At 47.0% G+C, this 15,720-nt stretch carries 12 protein-coding genes and 1 pseudogene; 10 read left to right on the top strand and 3 right to left on the bottom strand.

Annotated elements, in window-relative coordinates; all coding sequences use genetic code 11:
- Positions 1-5: 5 nt before the first annotated feature.
- The 9 genes and pseudogenes from B853_RS00595 to B853_RS00555 all read left to right on the top strand — a co-directional run bounded on the left by B853_RS00595 (position 6) and on the right by B853_RS00555 (position 10,467).
- On the top strand, positions 6-413 hold the full coding sequence (locus B853_RS00595) for an ExbD/TolR family protein (protein ID WP_010445055.1): 408 nt from the start codon (positions 6-8) through the stop codon (positions 411-413).
- Between the two features lie 4 nt (positions 414-417).
- Positions 418-1,051, top strand: a pseudogene (locus tag B853_RS00590) (energy transducer TonB).
- Positions 1,052-1,060: 9 nt separating this feature from the next.
- Positions 1,061-2,284: a tetratricopeptide repeat protein gene (locus B853_RS00585; protein WP_010445052.1), complete on the top strand. Its 1,224-nt coding sequence runs from the start codon at positions 1,061-1,063 to the stop codon at positions 2,282-2,284.
- Positions 2,285-2,619: 335 nt separating this feature from the next.
- Entirely contained in the window at positions 2,620-3,243 is a 624-nt protein-coding gene (gene gmk / locus B853_RS00580) for a guanylate kinase (protein WP_038883415.1), read from the top strand.
- A gap of 215 nt (positions 3,244-3,458) precedes the next feature.
- Positions 3,459-3,731 (top strand): DNA-directed RNA polymerase subunit omega, encoded by a 273-nt coding sequence (gene rpoZ, locus B853_RS00575; protein WP_005379346.1) that lies wholly within the window; start codon positions 3,459-3,461, stop codon positions 3,729-3,731.
- Between the two features lie 39 nt (positions 3,732-3,770).
- Positions 3,771-5,891 (top strand): bifunctional GTP diphosphokinase/guanosine-3',5'-bis pyrophosphate 3'-pyrophosphohydrolase, encoded by a 2,121-nt coding sequence (gene spoT / locus B853_RS00570; RefSeq protein WP_038883414.1) that lies wholly within the window; start codon positions 3,771-3,773, stop codon positions 5,889-5,891.
- A gap of 53 nt (positions 5,892-5,944) precedes the next feature.
- Entirely contained in the window at positions 5,945-6,628 is a 684-nt protein-coding gene (gene trmH, locus B853_RS00565) for a tRNA (guanosine(18)-2'-O)-methyltransferase TrmH (protein ID WP_038883413.1), read from the top strand.
- Positions 6,629-6,759: 131 nt separating this feature from the next.
- A complete protein-coding gene (gene recG / locus B853_RS00560; RefSeq protein WP_038883411.1) occupies positions 6,760-8,841 on the top strand; it encodes an ATP-dependent DNA helicase RecG in 2,082 nt (693 codons plus the stop codon).
- 234 nt (positions 8,842-9,075) lie between these two features.
- Complete coding sequence (locus tag B853_RS00555) at positions 9,076-10,467, top strand: uracil-xanthine permease family protein (protein ID WP_038883408.1); 1,392 nt, start codon at positions 9,076-9,078, stop codon at positions 10,465-10,467.
- 77 nt (positions 10,468-10,544) lie between these two features.
- Here B853_RS00555 and envZ read toward each other — a convergent pair whose 3' ends face one another.
- Together envZ and ompR are read right to left on the bottom strand one after the other, a co-directional pair.
- Positions 10,545-11,837: a two-component system sensor histidine kinase EnvZ gene (gene envZ / locus B853_RS00550; protein ID WP_005448471.1), complete on the bottom strand. Its 1,293-nt coding sequence runs from the start codon at positions 11,835-11,837 to the stop codon at positions 10,545-10,547.
- A gap of 125 nt (positions 11,838-11,962) precedes the next feature.
- Positions 11,963-12,682, bottom strand: coding sequence for an osmolarity response regulator transcription factor OmpR (ompR, locus tag B853_RS00545; RefSeq protein WP_005430151.1), 720 nt, complete (start codon positions 12,680-12,682; stop codon positions 11,963-11,965).
- A gap of 511 nt (positions 12,683-13,193) precedes the next feature.
- On the opposite strand from ompR, the gene greB reads away from it, so the two are divergent.
- Entirely contained in the window at positions 13,194-13,679 is a 486-nt protein-coding gene (gene greB / locus B853_RS00540) for a transcription elongation factor GreB (protein ID WP_005448472.1), read from the top strand.
- A gap of 71 nt (positions 13,680-13,750) precedes the next feature.
- Here the strand turns inward: greB and B853_RS00535 are convergent, their stop codons facing one another.
- On the bottom strand, positions 13,751-15,631 hold the full coding sequence (locus B853_RS00535; protein WP_038883405.1) for a putative ATP-dependent zinc protease: 1,881 nt from the start codon (positions 15,629-15,631) through the stop codon (positions 13,751-13,753).
- Positions 15,632-15,720: the final 89 nt, after the last annotated feature.

Raw genomic sequence — 15,720 nt, 5'->3', positions numbered from 1 at the left:
AGGTCATGAAGAGACGCTATAGCAGTGATAGCAGCGAAGAAGCCGCTATCGATATGACACCGATGCTAGACATCGTATTCATCATGTTGATCTTCTTTATCGTAACAACATCGTTTGTTAAAGAAGCAGGTCTAGAAGTAAATCGTCCTACGGCAAGCTCTGCGCAAACCGTGAAGAAAGGTAACATCATGGTGGCAATTGGTGCTGCTGGAGATGTTTGGGTTGATAAGCGCCGCATCGAAGTCGATGCAGTACGTGCCAACATAGAACGTCTACGCGCTGAAAGCCCAGATGGTGCGGTTGTTATTCAAGCGGATACCGAAGCCAATGCGGGCGTAGTCGTGAAGGTAATGGACCAGATTAAGATGGCAGGTGTAGAAAGCATCTCTATTGCCGCAACGAATAAGGATTAAGCTTATGCGGTATCTGGCCTCAATTGCACTGGCGCTCATTGTCTCCCTCGGGTTGTTCTGGGGGATGGACAAGCTAGTAAACAAAGAGCGCCACGAGCTAGTGTCGAATGATGATCTTCGTATGGTGGAATTCATTCGCATTAAACCGGACGAAAAAATACAGGAGAAGAAACGCCAACTTCCGAAACCACCACCACCAAAACGTCCACCACCACCACCTGAAATGAAGGTGACGTCGACGGTTAAACCAGTAATGGATCAAGTCCCAATGGACATGCCAAAGCTTGATCTACCTGTAAACGTGACGGGGGGGGTCTGTATTAGGTCACTACTCTCAAGGCGGTGGTGCACAAATGGCAGGTAGCGGAGGACCAACACCGCTTGCGACATTCCAACCTCAGATGCCTAGAAAGGCAGCTAAGGCTGGCATTGAGAAAGGTGTTGTTTTACTTGAATTCACAGTAAACGCACGAGGTGCAGTTGAGGATATTAAAGTCCTTAAAGAAAAACCTCGCCGTTTAGGCTTAGGCAAGGCAGCAAGAAAGACCGTTTCCAAATGGACTTTCAAACCAAAACTGGTTGATGGAAAACCTGTCAGCACACGCTTATCCCAAGAGATTGAGTTTTCAACCAACTAAGGAGTCACCATGAAAAGTTTATGGAAAAGCAAAGTGGCTTCTTTAATTCTCCTTGTTGGGGTGGCAGTTGCCACTCCTTCAATGGCGAAGGAAGCACCGCAATTATCCGATCGAACATTCCGCACAGTGAACAAAGTTCAAGAGTTAATTGCGACCGAAAAATACTCAGCAGCAAAAGAAAAGCTGACTAGTGCCTTGGATAGCACAAAGTCAAAGAAATACGACAGAGCCGTCTTACTTCAGCAAACGGGTTTTCTTTACTCTTTACAAGACAACTATGCGCAAGCAGCGAAGTACTTTGCAGAGGCACTAAAACTAGATGCTTTACCTGTGCCCGTTGCTCAACAAGTTCGCTACAGCCTAGCTCAATTATATTTGGCTGAAGAGAAATTTAAGTTATCTGTAAAGACAATGAATGAGTGGTTTAAAGTTGCAGAGACAACCAAAGAAAAACCGCAAGCTCATGCTTACATCACTCTAGCTAGTGCATACATTCAGTTGGAAGACTACAGAAATGCAATTCCTCCAACGAAGAAAGCAATATCGATGACTAAGAATCCAAGTGAATCTTGGTATTTGATCCTAGTGGCTTCTCACTACGAGCTAGGTCAGCTGAAGAGTGTGGCAAGTGTACTGAAAACGCTGACTTCTAAATACCCAGAGAAAAAGCGTTATTGGATGCAGCTTTCCGGCGTATACATGGAGCTAGGCCAAGAGCGTAACTCACTAGCGGCTCTAGAAGCCGTATATAAAATGGGTAAGCTTGAGGGCGAAAAAGAGTACTTGAGACTTGTTAACTTCTTGGCCTACCAAGGTATCCCTTATAAAGCAGCTAAAACACTTGAAAGAGAGATGACTTCGGGAAACATAGAGAAGACAAAGGCGAACTATGATCGCTTGGCAAGTTTTTGGCAACAGGCGAAAGAGCTAGATGAATCTATCATCGCATATAAGACGTCTTACGAGATGGCACCATCCGCGAAAACTCAGATTCAAATCGCTCGCTTGATGATTCAAGACAAACAGTATTCACAAGCAACGAGGTTTGCTCATACAGCAGCCTCAGATGCCACAAAAGAACAAAAGGCGGAGCTAGAATACATCCGTGGTATGGCTTTTTTCGAGCTTAAACAGCCTCAAAAAGCACTGCAAGCAATGAAAGGAGCGGCTAAATCACCAACTTTCAAGCCTACGGTAAGCCCTTGGATCAATTTCCTAGAGTCGCAAGGTTAATAGGTACTCATTATTTGCAAGCTAGCAACCCAAGTGGTTGTGATTGCTCCGAAAATTAAGTGTGAGTCAGTCGCACGCCTGGGGAAGTGAGAGCTTCCCCTTTTTTCGTTGTGAATCTGATAGGCTTGAGTGGCCCGCCACTTGATTTAGATCCGACAAGATCAACTGGCAACCCATTAAAGATCGTGATACTCTTCGCCTCCATTTTTCTGGCGGGATTATCACCAATCTCAATCCCTTTGGTGGTGAAACCATCATTGCCAGTGCTATCGTTATTACATTGTCGATACTTTCTCTCGGCACTTACTCAATCCAACCAAAAGTGGAACAGTACAATGGGCAAAGGTACTCTCTATATCGTATCTGCACCTAGCGGCGCAGGTAAATCTAGCTTGATCTCAGCAATGTTGGAACGTAATCCGACATACGCAATGAAAGTGTCTGTGTCTCATACAACCCGCGGCATGCGCCCAGGTGAAGAAAACTGTGTCCACTACCATTTCGTTGCTAAAGAAGAGTTTGAAGCTCTGATTGCAAAAGGCGATTTCCTAGAATACGCAGAAGTGTTTGGTAACTACTACGGCACATCACGCGTATGGATTGAAGAAACGCTAAACAAAGGCATCGACGTCTTTCTAGACATCGACTGGCAAGGCGCACGCCAAATTCGTGAGCAGATGTCGGAAGCGAAGAGCATCTTTATCCTGCCTCCTTCAAACGGTGAACTAGAACGTCGCCTAAACACTCGTGGTCAAGACAGTGAAGAAGTGATCGCGAAACGTATGGCAGAAGCAAAGTCTGAAATCTCACACTACAACGAATACGACTATGTGATCGTAAACGATGATTTCGACACCGCATTAATGGATTTCAAAGCCATTCTGCGCGCAGAAAGATTGAAGGAAGAAAAACAAGCTGCTAAATATAAAGGCATGCTTGATGCACTTCTAGCAGAATAAAACTGCTGATATCTAAGCGTCTTCTTCGAGCCGGAATTTATAATTCCAACCCGCTTAGATATAAAAATGAATTTTTGCTTCTTTATTACGGTAAGGAAGCTTATATTGCTTATATAGAAAGTCATTGTTGTTACACGTCTTATCGCTAGCAAATACAGCCTTGAGACTGTATACTTTCTCGTCATTCAAAATTTAGTTAACTATTTGGAGTCCTCATGGCACGCGTAACTGTTCAAGACGCTGTTGAAAAAGTTGGCAACCGTTTCGACCTAGTACTGATTGCGGCTCGCCGCGCTCGTCAAATGCAAACTGGCGGTAAAGATGCACTAGTGCCAGAAGAGAACGATAAGCCAACGGTTATCGCTCTACGCGAAATCGAAGAAGGTTTAATTACTAAAGAAGTTCTAGACGCTCGTGAACGTCAAGAACAGCAAGAGCAAGAAGCGGCAGAGCTAGCGGCAGTAAGCAGCATCGCTCACAACCGTTAATTCTGACTTTAGAATTCAACAACCTCCCGGGCCTATAATTTGTATCTATTCGATAGCCTCAAAGACGTTGCCCAAGAATACCTAACAGAGCCTCAAATTGAGGCTCTGCGTCAATCTTATGTGGTAGCAAGAGATGCCCATGAAGGGCAAACCCGCTCTAGCGGTGAACCATACATCATCCACCCCGTTGCTGTAGCCAGAATTTTGGCTGAAATGCGCCTCGATATCGAAACCCTTCAAGCAGCTTTACTGCATGACGTCATCGAAGACTGTGATGTTACTAAAGAAGACCTTGAAGAGAAGTTTGGCAATACCGTGGCAGAGCTGGTTGATGGTGTATCTAAACTGGACAAACTCAAATTCCGCGATCGCAAAGAGGCGCAAGCTGAGAACTTCCGCAAAATGGTACTTGCCATGGTGCAAGACATTCGCGTCATTCTCATCAAGCTAGCTGACCGCACGCACAACATGCGCACGTTGGGAGCCCTACGCCCGGATAAAAAGCGTCGTATTGCCCGCGAAACACTAGAGATCTACTCTCCACTCGCTCACCGTCTTGGTATTCACAATATCAAAACGGAACTCGAAGAACTTGGCTTCGAAGCGCTTTACCCAAACCGCTACCGCGTCCTAAAAGAAGTGGTACGAGCGGCGCGTGGTAATCGTAAAGAGATGATCCAGCGTATTCATAGCGAAATCGAAGGTCGACTGGAAGATGTTGGCTTGAATGCGCGCGTGTTAGGTCGTGAGAAAAACCTGTTCTCCATCTACAACAAGATGAAAACCAAAGAACAGCGCTTCCACACCATCATGGATATCTACGCTTTCCGAGTGGTTGTTGATACTGCCGATACTTGTTATCGCGTTCTAGGCCAAGTACACAGCTTGTATAAGCCGCGTCCTGGTCGCATGAAAGATTATATCGCGGTACCAAAAGCGAACGGCTACCAATCGCTACACACTTCTATGGTCGGCCCACACGGCGTACCTGTTGAAGTTCAGATCCGTACCGAAGATATGGATCAAATGGCGGACAAAGGTGTTGCTGCGCATTGGTCTTACAAAGACAAGGGCGACAGATCTGGCACGACAGCGCAAGTGAAAGCTCAGCGTTGGATGCAAAGCCTGCTTGAGCTACAACAAAGTGCTGGTAACTCATTCGAATTCATTGAAAACGTAAAATCAGATCTGTTCCCAGATGAGATTTACGTCTTCACACCAAAAGGTCGTATCGTTGAATTGCCATTAGGCGCAACAGCAGTCGACTTTGCCTATGCCGTACATACTGATGTCGGTAACTCTTGTGTTGGTGCTCGTGTTGACCGTAACCCTTACCCACTAAGTAAGGCACTGAAGAATGGTCAGACAGTAGAAATCATCAGTGCACCAGGTGCTCGTCCAAATGCAGCTTGGTTGAACTATGTTGTAACTTCTCGTGCCCGCACTAAGATTCGTCAAGTGTTGAAGACCATGCGTCGTGAAGAGTCGATTACCCTAGGTCGTCGTCTACTGAATCACGCTTTGGGTCGTCATTCGATTGATTCAATCTACCCAGAAAACATCCAAGAAGTGCTGACTGATCTGCGCCTAGAAAGCGTCGATGATCTGCTAGCAGCCATTGGTTTGGGTGAATTGATGAGCATCGTCATCGCGCGTCGCCTACTGGGTGACACTGATGAATTGACCACCACAAGCTCGATTCCAAACGAATCTAACAAGAAACTGCCAATCCGTGGTGCAGAAGGTCTGCTACTGACTTTCGCAAATTGTTGTCACCCTATCCCGGATGACCACATCATTGCCCACGTATCACCAGGTCGTGGTCTTGTGGTACACCGTGAAACGTGTCCAAACGTACGCGGATACCAAAAAGAGCCAGACAAATACATGGCAGTCGCTTGGTCTGAAGAGTACGACAAAGAGTTCATTGCTGAACTGAAAGTCGATATGCTCAATAACCAAGGTGCGTTAGCGGAATTGACCAATGTGATTTCGAAAACCGGTTCGAACATTCACGGTCTCTCAACCGAAGAACGCGACGGTCGCTTGTACACCGTTACCGTTCTGCTAACCACCAAAGATCGTGTTCACCTTGCTGGCATCATGCGTAAGATTAAGACCATGCCACAGGCGACTCGAGTCAGACGAAGAAAGAACTAAACTCTATCGCCACCCACACTCTGGGTGGCGATTTTTTTATATCCCTATTTATTATGAATTTAGAACGTTACAACCGCATCCATCAGGTGTTAAAAGCACGCCAAACCGACCTCACCCTGTGCCTTGAAGAAGTTCATAAGCCAAACAACGTTTCCGCCGTGATCCGTACCGCTGACGCAACAGGCTTACACAAAGTTCATGCGATTTGGCCAGACAAAATGCGCACACTTACCCACACCTCAGCAGGTGCGCGCAACTGGGTTGAAGTGGATACTCACGATTCGATTGAAACTGCGATTACCGAGCTCAAAGCGCAAGGCATGCAAGTTCTGGTGACTAACCTTTCGGACACCGCGGTCGATTTTCGTGAAATCGACTACACCAAGCCTACGGCAATCATTCTTGGTAGCGAAAAAATCGGCGCTTCAGAACAGGCGAAGAAACTCGCAGACCAAGACATCATTATCCCAATGGTCGGTATGGTGCAGTCTTTGAATGTTTCAGTCGCCAGTGCTGTGATTCTTTATGAAGCGCAGCGTCAGCGTGAAGCCGCTGGCATGTACGAGCGTGAGGAAAGCGCGCTGCCAAAAGAGGCCATCAACCGCATTCTGTTTGAGCGTGGCCATCCTGTCTTAGCAAAAGTAGCTAAGCGCAAAGGGATGGAATATCCACAACTTGATGACAAAGGCCAGATTGTGGCTGACGAATCGTGGTGGAAAGAGATGCAAAGTAAATAATCAACTCTTGTCATCCTGAATAGCGACGAAGGAGCGAAATTCGACTCCTCACGAAGCTGTATTTTTCCCTGTACAAAAACACAGCTTCGTGGTTAACATACTGCTATGTTAACTATTTTCTTGAGCCCACTATGTCTGCCCAAATGTTATCTGCTGTTCCTTTAACTTCTCTGTCTGGGGTTGGCGCTAAAGTCGCAGAAAAACTCGCCAAAGTTGGTTTGCATAGCGTTCAAGATTTGCTGTTCCACCTTCCTCTTCGTTACGAAGATCGCACTCGCATTTACCCAATCGCCAAACTGCATGCTGGGCTTTGGGCGGCGGTACAGGGCAAAGTCATGGCTGTCGATACTACTTTCGGCAAACGCAAAATGCTGACAGTAAAAATCAGCGACGGCAATGGCACCATTACCCTACGCTTTTTTAACTTTACTGCCGCGATGAAGAACAATTTCTCGAATGGTAAGTTAGTACACGCTTACGGTGAAATTAAGCGTGGCGGGATGGGCTTAGAAATTGTTCACCCTGACTACAAGTTTTATGCAAGTGAACAAAAACCGGATGTGGAACAGAGCTTAACCCCCGTTTATCCAACCACCGATGGATTGCGTCAAATCACTTTGCGTAACCTGACGGAACAAGCTTTATCACTACTCGATAAAGCCGCAGTACAAGAATTGCTGCCTTCTGGTTTGTACAATCACCAGACAACCATGTCGCAAGCGCTGCATACGATTCATCGTCCACCTCCAACTATTAATTTGGATGAGTTTGATGAAGGCAAGCACCCTGCTCAAATTCGTTTGATCATGGAAGAGTTACTGGCGCAGAACCTCTCTATGTTGGCAGTGCGCAGCAAAGGGCAACAGGACGTTGCATTGCCTTTGGCGTCGTGTGACTCGCTGAAAAAGCAACTACTGGCTCAATTGCCCTTCTCGCCGACCAATGCTCAAGCACGAGTCGTTAAAGAAATTGAAGCTGACTTAGAAAAAACGCACCCAATGATGCGCCTTGTTCAAGGTGACGTAGGCTCGGGGAAAACTCTAGTTGCTGCGCTTGCTGCCGTCAGAGCCATTGAACACGGCTATCAAGTCGCTTTAATGGCACCGACCGAGCTGCTCGCCGAACAGCACGCGATTAACTTCGCTAATTGGTTTGAGAAAATGGGCATTCAAGTCGGTTGGCTGGCGGGCAAATTAAAAGGTAAAGCCAAAGAAGCCGAATTGGCGCGTATTGCCAGTGGTGAAGCGCAAATGGTCGTGGGCACTCACGCCCTCTTCCAAGAACATGTTGAGTTCCATCATCTTGCTTTGGTCATTATTGATGAACAGCACCGCTTTGGCGTCCACCAGCGCTTAGAGCTGCGCGAGAAAGGTGCTAAACAAGGCGCTTATCCACACCAGCTCATCATGACAGCAACGCCAATTCCGCGAACATTAGCCATGACAGCTTATGCTGACTTAGAAACCTCAGTGATTGATGAGTTACCGCCAGGTCGAACACCAATCCAGACCGTCGCGATTCCAGACACTAAACGCGATGATATCGTCGAACGAGTGCGCAATGCTTGCTTAAACGAAGGCAAACAAGCGTATTGGGTATGTACCTTAATTGATGAGTCCGAAGTCTTGGAGGCTCAAGCCGCCGCCGACACTGCAGAAGAGCTGCAACGTAAACTTCCTGACGTAAAAATTGGTCTCGTGCACGGACGAATGAAACCCGCAGAGAAGCAAGCGGTGATGCAAGACTTCAAAGACAACAAGCTGCATTTGCTAGTCGCAACGACCGTGATTGAAGTTGGCGTAGACGTACCCAATTCTAGCTTGATGATCATCGAGAACCCAGAGCGTTTAGGTTTGGCTCAGTTACACCAGTTAAGAGGACGTGTCGGTCGAGGTTCAGTCGCCAGCCATTGTGTCCTGCTATACCACTCACCACTATCAAAAACCGCGCAAAAACGTTTAGGCGTATTACGAGAAAGCAACGACGGCTTTGTGATTGCACAGAAAGATTTGGAGATTCGCGGCCCGGGCGAACTTCTTGGTACCAAACAAACTGGCTTGGCAGATTTTAAAATTGCCGACTTGGTGCGAGATCAGCGCTTAATTCCAGAAGTTCAACGCATTGCGCGCTACATTCATGACAATTACCCAACTAATGCAACAGCGATCATTGACCGTTGGCTAGGTGAACGCGACATTTACTCCAAAGCGTAAGAGATTAAGGCGAGCAATTTGGTTCGCCTTTTCTATCAACACCAAAGCAAACGTTTGCTTTTTGAATAAATCCATCTATAATCCCGCACAAAATTTATGGTGTGCGCCTTGTCACATCAAACCAACCTGAGTTGACACTGATTAACAGCAATCACAGGTCATAACGTCAACTCCACCCAGCACTCCCATTCAGCGAGCTCTGGGGCAAGAATTATTGCGACTAGCGAGACAAACATGACAACTTCAAACCGAACTTCGGAACTGGTCTATCAGTTAAACGATCGTCCACCACTACCTCAGACCATTTTTGCTGCACTTCAGCACTTATTGGCGATGTTCGTAGCCGTTATTACCCCTTCTCTGATCATTTGTCAGTCTTTGGGTGTGCCTGCTGACCAAACCAACACCATCATCAGCATGTCGCTGTTTGCATCTGGCGTATCTTCCTTTATTCAAATTCGAACCTTTGGCCCTATCGGCTCTGGCTTGCTTTCAGTGCAAGGCACCAGCTTCAACTTCCTTGGTCCAATCATTGGTGCGGGTCTTTCTCTTAAAGCCGGCGGCGCGGACATCAGCACCATGATGGCAGCGATTTTCGGTACTATCTTGGTAGCGTCTTTTGCAGAAATCCTGCTATCTCGCGTTTTAGAACACGCACGCCGCATCATCACTCCATTGGTATCTGGCATCGTCGTGACGCTTATCGGTCTGACGCTTATCCAAGTGGGTTTGGTATCAATGGGCGGAGGCTATGCGGCGATGAGCGATGGCTCTTTCGGTAGCCTAGACAAGTTAGCCCTCGCAGGCACAGTGCTTGGCTTGATCGTTATTCTTAACCGCTCAAAGAACCCATACCTACGTGTAGCTTCTATCGTAATTGCAATGCTGGTTGGCTACATCATGGCGTACTTCATGGGCATGGTCGACACATCAACACTGGGCGAAACTGACCTCATCGCACTGCCGATTCCAATGCAATACGGCTTAAGCTTTGACTGGTCGCTGTTTATTCCACTGGTTCTGATTTTCTTTATCACGGCACTAGAAGCGATCGGTGACATTACCGCAACGTCTGAAGTTTCCGGTGAGCCAGTGAAAGGTCCGGTTTACATGAAGCGCATCAAAGGCGGCGTATTAGCTGACGGTCTGAACTCAGCGATTGCAGCAGTATTCAACAGCTTCCCGAACTCTACCTTTAGTCAAAACAACGGCATCATTATGCTCACTGGCGTAGCCAGCCGTTACGTAGGTTACTTTATCTCAGGCATGCTAGTGATTTTGGGGCTGTTCCCGGGTGTGGCAAGTTTTGTGCAGTTGATTCCTGAGCCAGTTCTGGGCGGCGCGACTATCGTGATGTTCGGTACCATTGCCGCAGCGGGCGTACGCATCATCTCTCGTGTCGACCTCGATCGCCGCGCAATCCTGATTATGGCGCTGTCATTCTCAATGGGCTTGGGCATTGCACAAAAGCCAGAAATTCTGCAATTTATGCCTGAGTTCATTAAGAGCATTTTCTCCACCGGCGTAGCAGCAGGCGGCATCACCGCTATCGTATTGAACCTACTGCTTCCTGAGAAATTGGAAGAGGAAGATGAGCTGGTAGCTCAAGAGGTAAAAGAATCCTAACCTTGCCTAGGATGATCGGGAAGCCCAACCAGCAATAGGTTGGGCTTTTTTATTGGAAGTGATTGAGCGAAGAACGCTTACTTGGTTGGGAAACTGATTTGTGCGCTTAACCCGCCTTCACTGCGGTTACGTACCACAACCGAACCAGAGTGTTGACTGACGATACGTTTAACAATGGCTAAGCCCAAACCTGTTCCTTCACTACCACGTGCAGTATCACCACGAGTAAAAGGTTCAAACAAGCGTGCGATTTGCGATTGCTCGATACCTGGACCATTGTCTTCAACGCAAACCCACACCAACTGTTTGTCGGCGGTGACGCCCGTACTGATTTTCACCCAGCCATTACCATAACGCAGAGCATTAACCACAAGGTTACTCACCGCACGTTTAATTGCGATTGGGCTACCCTTAGCGGTTGGCATCGTAGGGTTGAGATCAGTTTCGATTTCGACTTCATAGCCCCCTTCCGACGTTGCTACATCGCTGGTGATGGTGTTGATATCCACCTGCTCAAACGACTCTTTGTTTACCGGCTTGAGGTAGTCCATAAACTGGCTGATGATCTCGTTACACTCTTCAGTATCACTGATGATACCTTCGGCTAGGTAACTGTCTTCAGGTGACATCATTTCTGTCGCAAGGCGAATACGCGTCAGTGGCGTGCGTAAGTCGTGGCTGATGCCTGCCATCAGTAACGCACGATCTTCTTCCAGTTCTTGAATGCCTTTCGACATCTGGTTGAATGCGCGAGTGACAGAGCGGATTTCTGAAGCACCTTTCTCCGGCAACGGCGGTGGAATTTCGCCTCGACCGACTCCTTTCGCGGCTTTTTCTAGCGCAATCAAAGGTCGGTTTTGTAAACGGATAAACAACCAGCCACCAGCAATGATCAGAAGCGCCATGATCAAGCTATTACGGAACAGCGGAGCAAAGTCCTCTTCTTGCAGTTCAGAAAGCGGAATACGGATGATGGAGTTCGGCAACTGATCGATGCGCATCCACAGAATGTAGCTTTCACTGCCAAGCAGCAAACGCACTTCCGTTGGAGAGCCGAGCTCTTGCGTCATCTCTTCCGACATCAAGTCAATCGACATCGCATGATTGAACTCATTCATCATCTCGCTATCGACGCTATGTACCGTCACACCCAAGTTTTCCAGCAGTTGATGGCGCAGTGGCGCATCGGACTTGAGTAAGCCATCTTCATCGAGCACCAGATTCAATTCATGGGCGAGAATTTTGTTGAACTGCTGCAAACTTGGCATCAACGCGTAGTTAAAAACGGCGTAGTAAGAAAAGACTTGGCTAGCGAGAAGCAAAGAGATGAACAGCAGAATGGATTGTGTAAATGAACTTCGGATTCGCATGGAGGATCCCTAATGGACTGTTCCTAGTGAACAACATTAATTGCGAGTTTCCAGCCCTCAAACAGGAAGGAGGCTTGAGGGTGGAATATGAGCAGCCGAGTATTATCGGCAGGCCTTAGAAGGTATTACGCTTCTTTGCCGTCTGGGACGAACACGTAACCTAAGCCCCATACCGTTTGGATGTAGCGTGGTTTGCTTGGATCGTCTTCTAGCATGCGGCGTAGACGTGAGATTTGAACGTCGATAGAACGCTCCATCGCTGAGTATTCACGACCACGAGCCATGTTCATCAGCTTATCACGCGACATCGGCTCACGAGCGTTGGTCACTAGCGCTTTCAGCACTGCGAATTCACCCGAAGTCAGTGGCATCGCTTCGTCACCACGGAACATTTCACGCGTACCTAAGTTCAGACGGAAGTCGCCGAACTCAACCACTTTCTCTTCCGTGCTTGGCGCACCTGGCAGTTCAACCGTTTGGCGGCGAAGTACTGCTTTAATTCGAGCCAGCAGTTCACGCGGGTTGAACGGCTTTGGTAAGTAATCGTCTGCACCGACTTCAAGACCAACGATACGATCAACTTCATCGCCTTTCGCCGTCAGCATAAGAATAGGTAGCATGTTGTTGGCGTGACGTAGACGACGACAAATCGATAAGCCATCTTCGCCCGGCAACATTAAATCCAACACCATAAGGTGGAAGTTTTCACGGGTCAGAAGACGATCCATCTGCTCGCCGTTAGCGACACTTCTCACCTGAAAACCTTGCTCAGAAAGGTAACGCTCCAATAGAGCACGCAAACGAGCATCGTCATCAACCACTAATATTTTATGATTTTCCTGCATTGAAACATCCTTTCAGAGGCATCTATAGTCAAAAATGTATCACTGTTTTTTCAAACGTGCTTGTTCAAATTGTTACTCTTTTTATCTTAACCACGATTTTGATGGATTATTTCGATGTTTCACGTTGTTTTTCTTCTCATCACAACAATTTACAGTCAGACAAAATCAAGGCTTCTATACCCAAGTGACTTCAAGATGCAGGATTCAGAGCGCTGTCATTGATTCGAGTTCAAGGAAAACAACGCAGCGTAATAGCCAGCTCTTTCCAAGTTGTTTGACACAGCCATTGGTTTAATAAAAAAAGCGGGTCAATTACACGCTCCCGAAGGGCTCTCTTTACAAATGCTAAGGCTCTTGGCTTGTATACTTTGTTGCCGATTCTTGATTTAGGCCCACTAGACCTTTAAATCGCCGCCGCATCTACAAACCAAGTCATTCTCGCTGAACCTAGCATCTTGAGGTTACTTGGGTATATGATCAACAGAATCCAATAACGGCTGATTTACTTCTAATGAAAACCAATTTAATTACCCGTGAAGGCTACAATCGCCTAAAAACCGAACTCGACTTTTTATGGCGAGAAGAACGCCCAGAAGTCACCAAAAAAGTTACTTGGGCAGCAAGTTTGGGCGACCGAAGCGAAAACGCAGATTATCAGTACAACAAAAAACGCCTGCGTGAAATTGACCGTCGTGTCAGATACTTACGTAAGCGCCTAGAGCAAGTCAAAGTGGTGGATTACTCACCTCAGCAAGAAGGCAAAGTGTTCTTTGGTGCTTGGGTGGAAATTGAGAATGAAGCGGGCGATGTGAAGAATTTCCGCATCGTTGGTCCTGATGAAATCTATGGTGATGCGAAAGGCTATATCTCGATTGATTCCCCAATGGCTCGTGCACTACTAAAAAAAGAAGTCGATGACGAATTCGCAGTAAGAACGCCGGAAGGCTACAAAGAATGGTTTATCAACAGCATTCGCTACCAAGCCGAAGAACATTGATTCTGCGACCGGATAAAAGAAAGCCGCACTTTTTAGTGCGGCTTTTGCGTTTTGAATATCAACCTTGAAGGTTACTCTTCGTAGTCAGGCTTCTCGGTCACAATGTAGTTGGTATCGCTGGCAACGATCGCACCGTGCTTCAAGAAGTTCTTACCCAGAATCATGCTGTAATGGAAGCGGCTACGATCTTGCAAGTTAACGCGAATCTTCTTCTCCAGTTCACCCAGCTTAACGTGCATTTCCACCACCGGACGTACGTTGGCTTTCTCACCTTTCTTGGCTTTGATGCGCATCACGTCAACAACGGGCTTGGTAAATTCTTTCTTCATGCCGCTGTCGTTCTCGTAGGTGAAGCTCACCATGTCTTTGCCATCTTTCTCGAACTGTTTGATGTTCTTGGCATTAATTGAGCTCACATCCGCGCCCGTATCCAATTTCACCGGGAAAGACATGCCTTCTACTTCTGCCACTTCAATATGACCGGCTTTAAACAGCGGACGCGCATCCAATAAGTGATCAGCGCGTGTATTCAACAGCACACCACCTTTCGCCATGTTGTGGCCGAAGACAAAGAACGGCTGTTCTTGATCGTCTTTCTTCAATACATCAATGGCAAATTCGATGCTCTTCTCTTCATCACCAAATAGGAAGTCACCCTCAACGACTGGGCGAACCGAGTCACCCACTTTGAGCTTCTTCAATACGCGTTTAGTGATTTTCTCTTCCTTGCCTTTCGCGCTTGGCAGATAGAAGGTCACCACTTCTTTCTTGTCTTTTTCCGTCAATTCAAAGCCATCCACACGCAACAATGGCGTTTTAACCGCGAAGGTGGGATACGCAGGCAGTACATGACCATCAATATTGACTGACTCTTCAGGTGAGATAACCAATGGCTTAGATTTCAGAGCATTCTTAAATGACTTCTCAACGCCACCGAGCAAGTTCTCTTTGTCGGTGTCAATCACGAAGTGCTGGCTTGCAACGTCTTTACCCAGACGAATTTGCGAGCTAAAGCTGCTGCGATCACGCAAGTAAACCAGCCATTGTTGCGTCTCAGTTTCACTCACTTGCACCGGAAGATAAACCAAAGGACGCTCACTCTTGCTGGTTTTCAACATACGTACTAATGGTCGGGTCATTGGATGACGCTTGCCGTTCTCACCTTCTAAAGTGAAAGAAACTTGTTTTTTCTTCTTATCCACTTTGATATTCAGCGCATGCACGTTGGTGTAACGGCTAGAAGTTGAAATGCTCACCTTGTATGGCACCCCTTCCACTTCAACCGTTTCTTTCTTACCGATCATCTGCGCCTTTTGTTGCTCTTGCAGGTAATCGTAACCAGCAAATACCCACGCGTTGTTGTCGAGGTAAGTCTTACCGATCAAGATAGGTGCTGAGAATTGAGTGCGCTTGGTCAGGTTAACCACGGTGTCCACAGTGTGTCCTGCAATGGTCATCGGCATTTTCACCGTCGGGCGGAGAATTGGTTTTTCGCTGGTACGGCTGCGGATCGCACTGATGCGTTCAAGATCATCAGTTATCTTAATTTCTTTGCCTGTGTACGGATGATGAATAGTGAAACTCACGGTCACTTGGTACGGCTTAAAACTGTCAGCATCCCACTTGGCTTTGGTGCCACCAAGATCATCAATGATTGCCCACATCAGCTTGTTATCTTTGAGGCTTTTGTATTCTGGGTTGCTGCTGCTGACGTGAATGTTTTCTGCGTGCATTGAGGTCGTGTCGGCGCCGGTATCAATCTTGCCGATGAAAGGAACATCACTTAGCTCTGGAATCTCGCTGTAATAAACGCTTTCAACACGACCGAGAACCACTTTGCCGTCAAGTTGATAGATTGGATATTGAGTAGTCGCAGATAAAGATTGCGACCAAGAAAATGGAGCGACTAACAAGGCACCTGAAAGCGCCACAGCCAAAGACATTTTTTTCATTATTGTTTTCCGTAAGTGCCAAGGTACAGAATATAGGCAGTCATTTTTGAATAAGTTCTGAATTTAATTACAGTTTTGACACAAAATTG

It is taken from the genome of Vibrio rotiferianus CAIM 577 = LMG 21460 (assembly GCF_002741985.1).
Classification (GTDB): Bacteria; Pseudomonadota; Gammaproteobacteria; order Enterobacterales; family Vibrionaceae; genus Vibrio; species Vibrio rotiferianus.
Note: the sequence above shows the minus strand (reverse complement) of the source record. Positions and strands in the feature narration are given on the sequence as shown.

Excerpts from the sequence above, each read along its gene's own strand:
- B853_RS00595 (WP_010445055.1), top strand. The coding sequence starts at position 6 with ATGAAGAGACGCTATAGCAGTGATAGCAGCGAAGAAGCCGCTATCGAT.
- B853_RS00585 (WP_010445052.1), top strand. The coding sequence starts at position 1,061 with ATGAAAAGTTTATGGAAAAGCAAAGTGGCTTCTTTAATTCTCCTTGTT.
- gmk (WP_038883415.1), top strand. The coding sequence starts at position 2,620 with ATGGGCAAAGGTACTCTCTATATCGTATCTGCACCTAGCGGCGCAGGT.
- rpoZ (WP_005379346.1), top strand. The coding sequence starts at position 3,459 with ATGGCACGCGTAACTGTTCAAGACGCTGTTGAAAAAGTTGGCAACCGT.
- trmH (WP_038883413.1), top strand. The coding sequence starts at position 5,945 with ATGAATTTAGAACGTTACAACCGCATCCATCAGGTGTTAAAAGCACGC.
- recG (WP_038883411.1), top strand. The coding sequence starts at position 6,760 with ATGTCTGCCCAAATGTTATCTGCTGTTCCTTTAACTTCTCTGTCTGGG.
- B853_RS00555 (WP_038883408.1), top strand. The coding sequence starts at position 9,076 with ATGACAACTTCAAACCGAACTTCGGAACTGGTCTATCAGTTAAACGAT.
- envZ (WP_005448471.1), bottom strand. The coding sequence starts at position 11,837 with ATGCGAATCCGAAGTTCATTTACACAATCCATTCTGCTGTTCATCTCT.
- ompR (WP_005430151.1), bottom strand. The coding sequence starts at position 12,682 with ATGCAGGAAAATCATAAAATATTAGTGGTTGATGACGATGCTCGTTTG.
- greB (WP_005448472.1), top strand. The coding sequence starts at position 13,194 with ATGAAAACCAATTTAATTACCCGTGAAGGCTACAATCGCCTAAAAACC.
- B853_RS00535 (WP_038883405.1), bottom strand. The coding sequence starts at position 15,631 with ATGAAAAAAATGTCTTTGGCTGTGGCGCTTTCAGGTGCCTTGTTAGTC.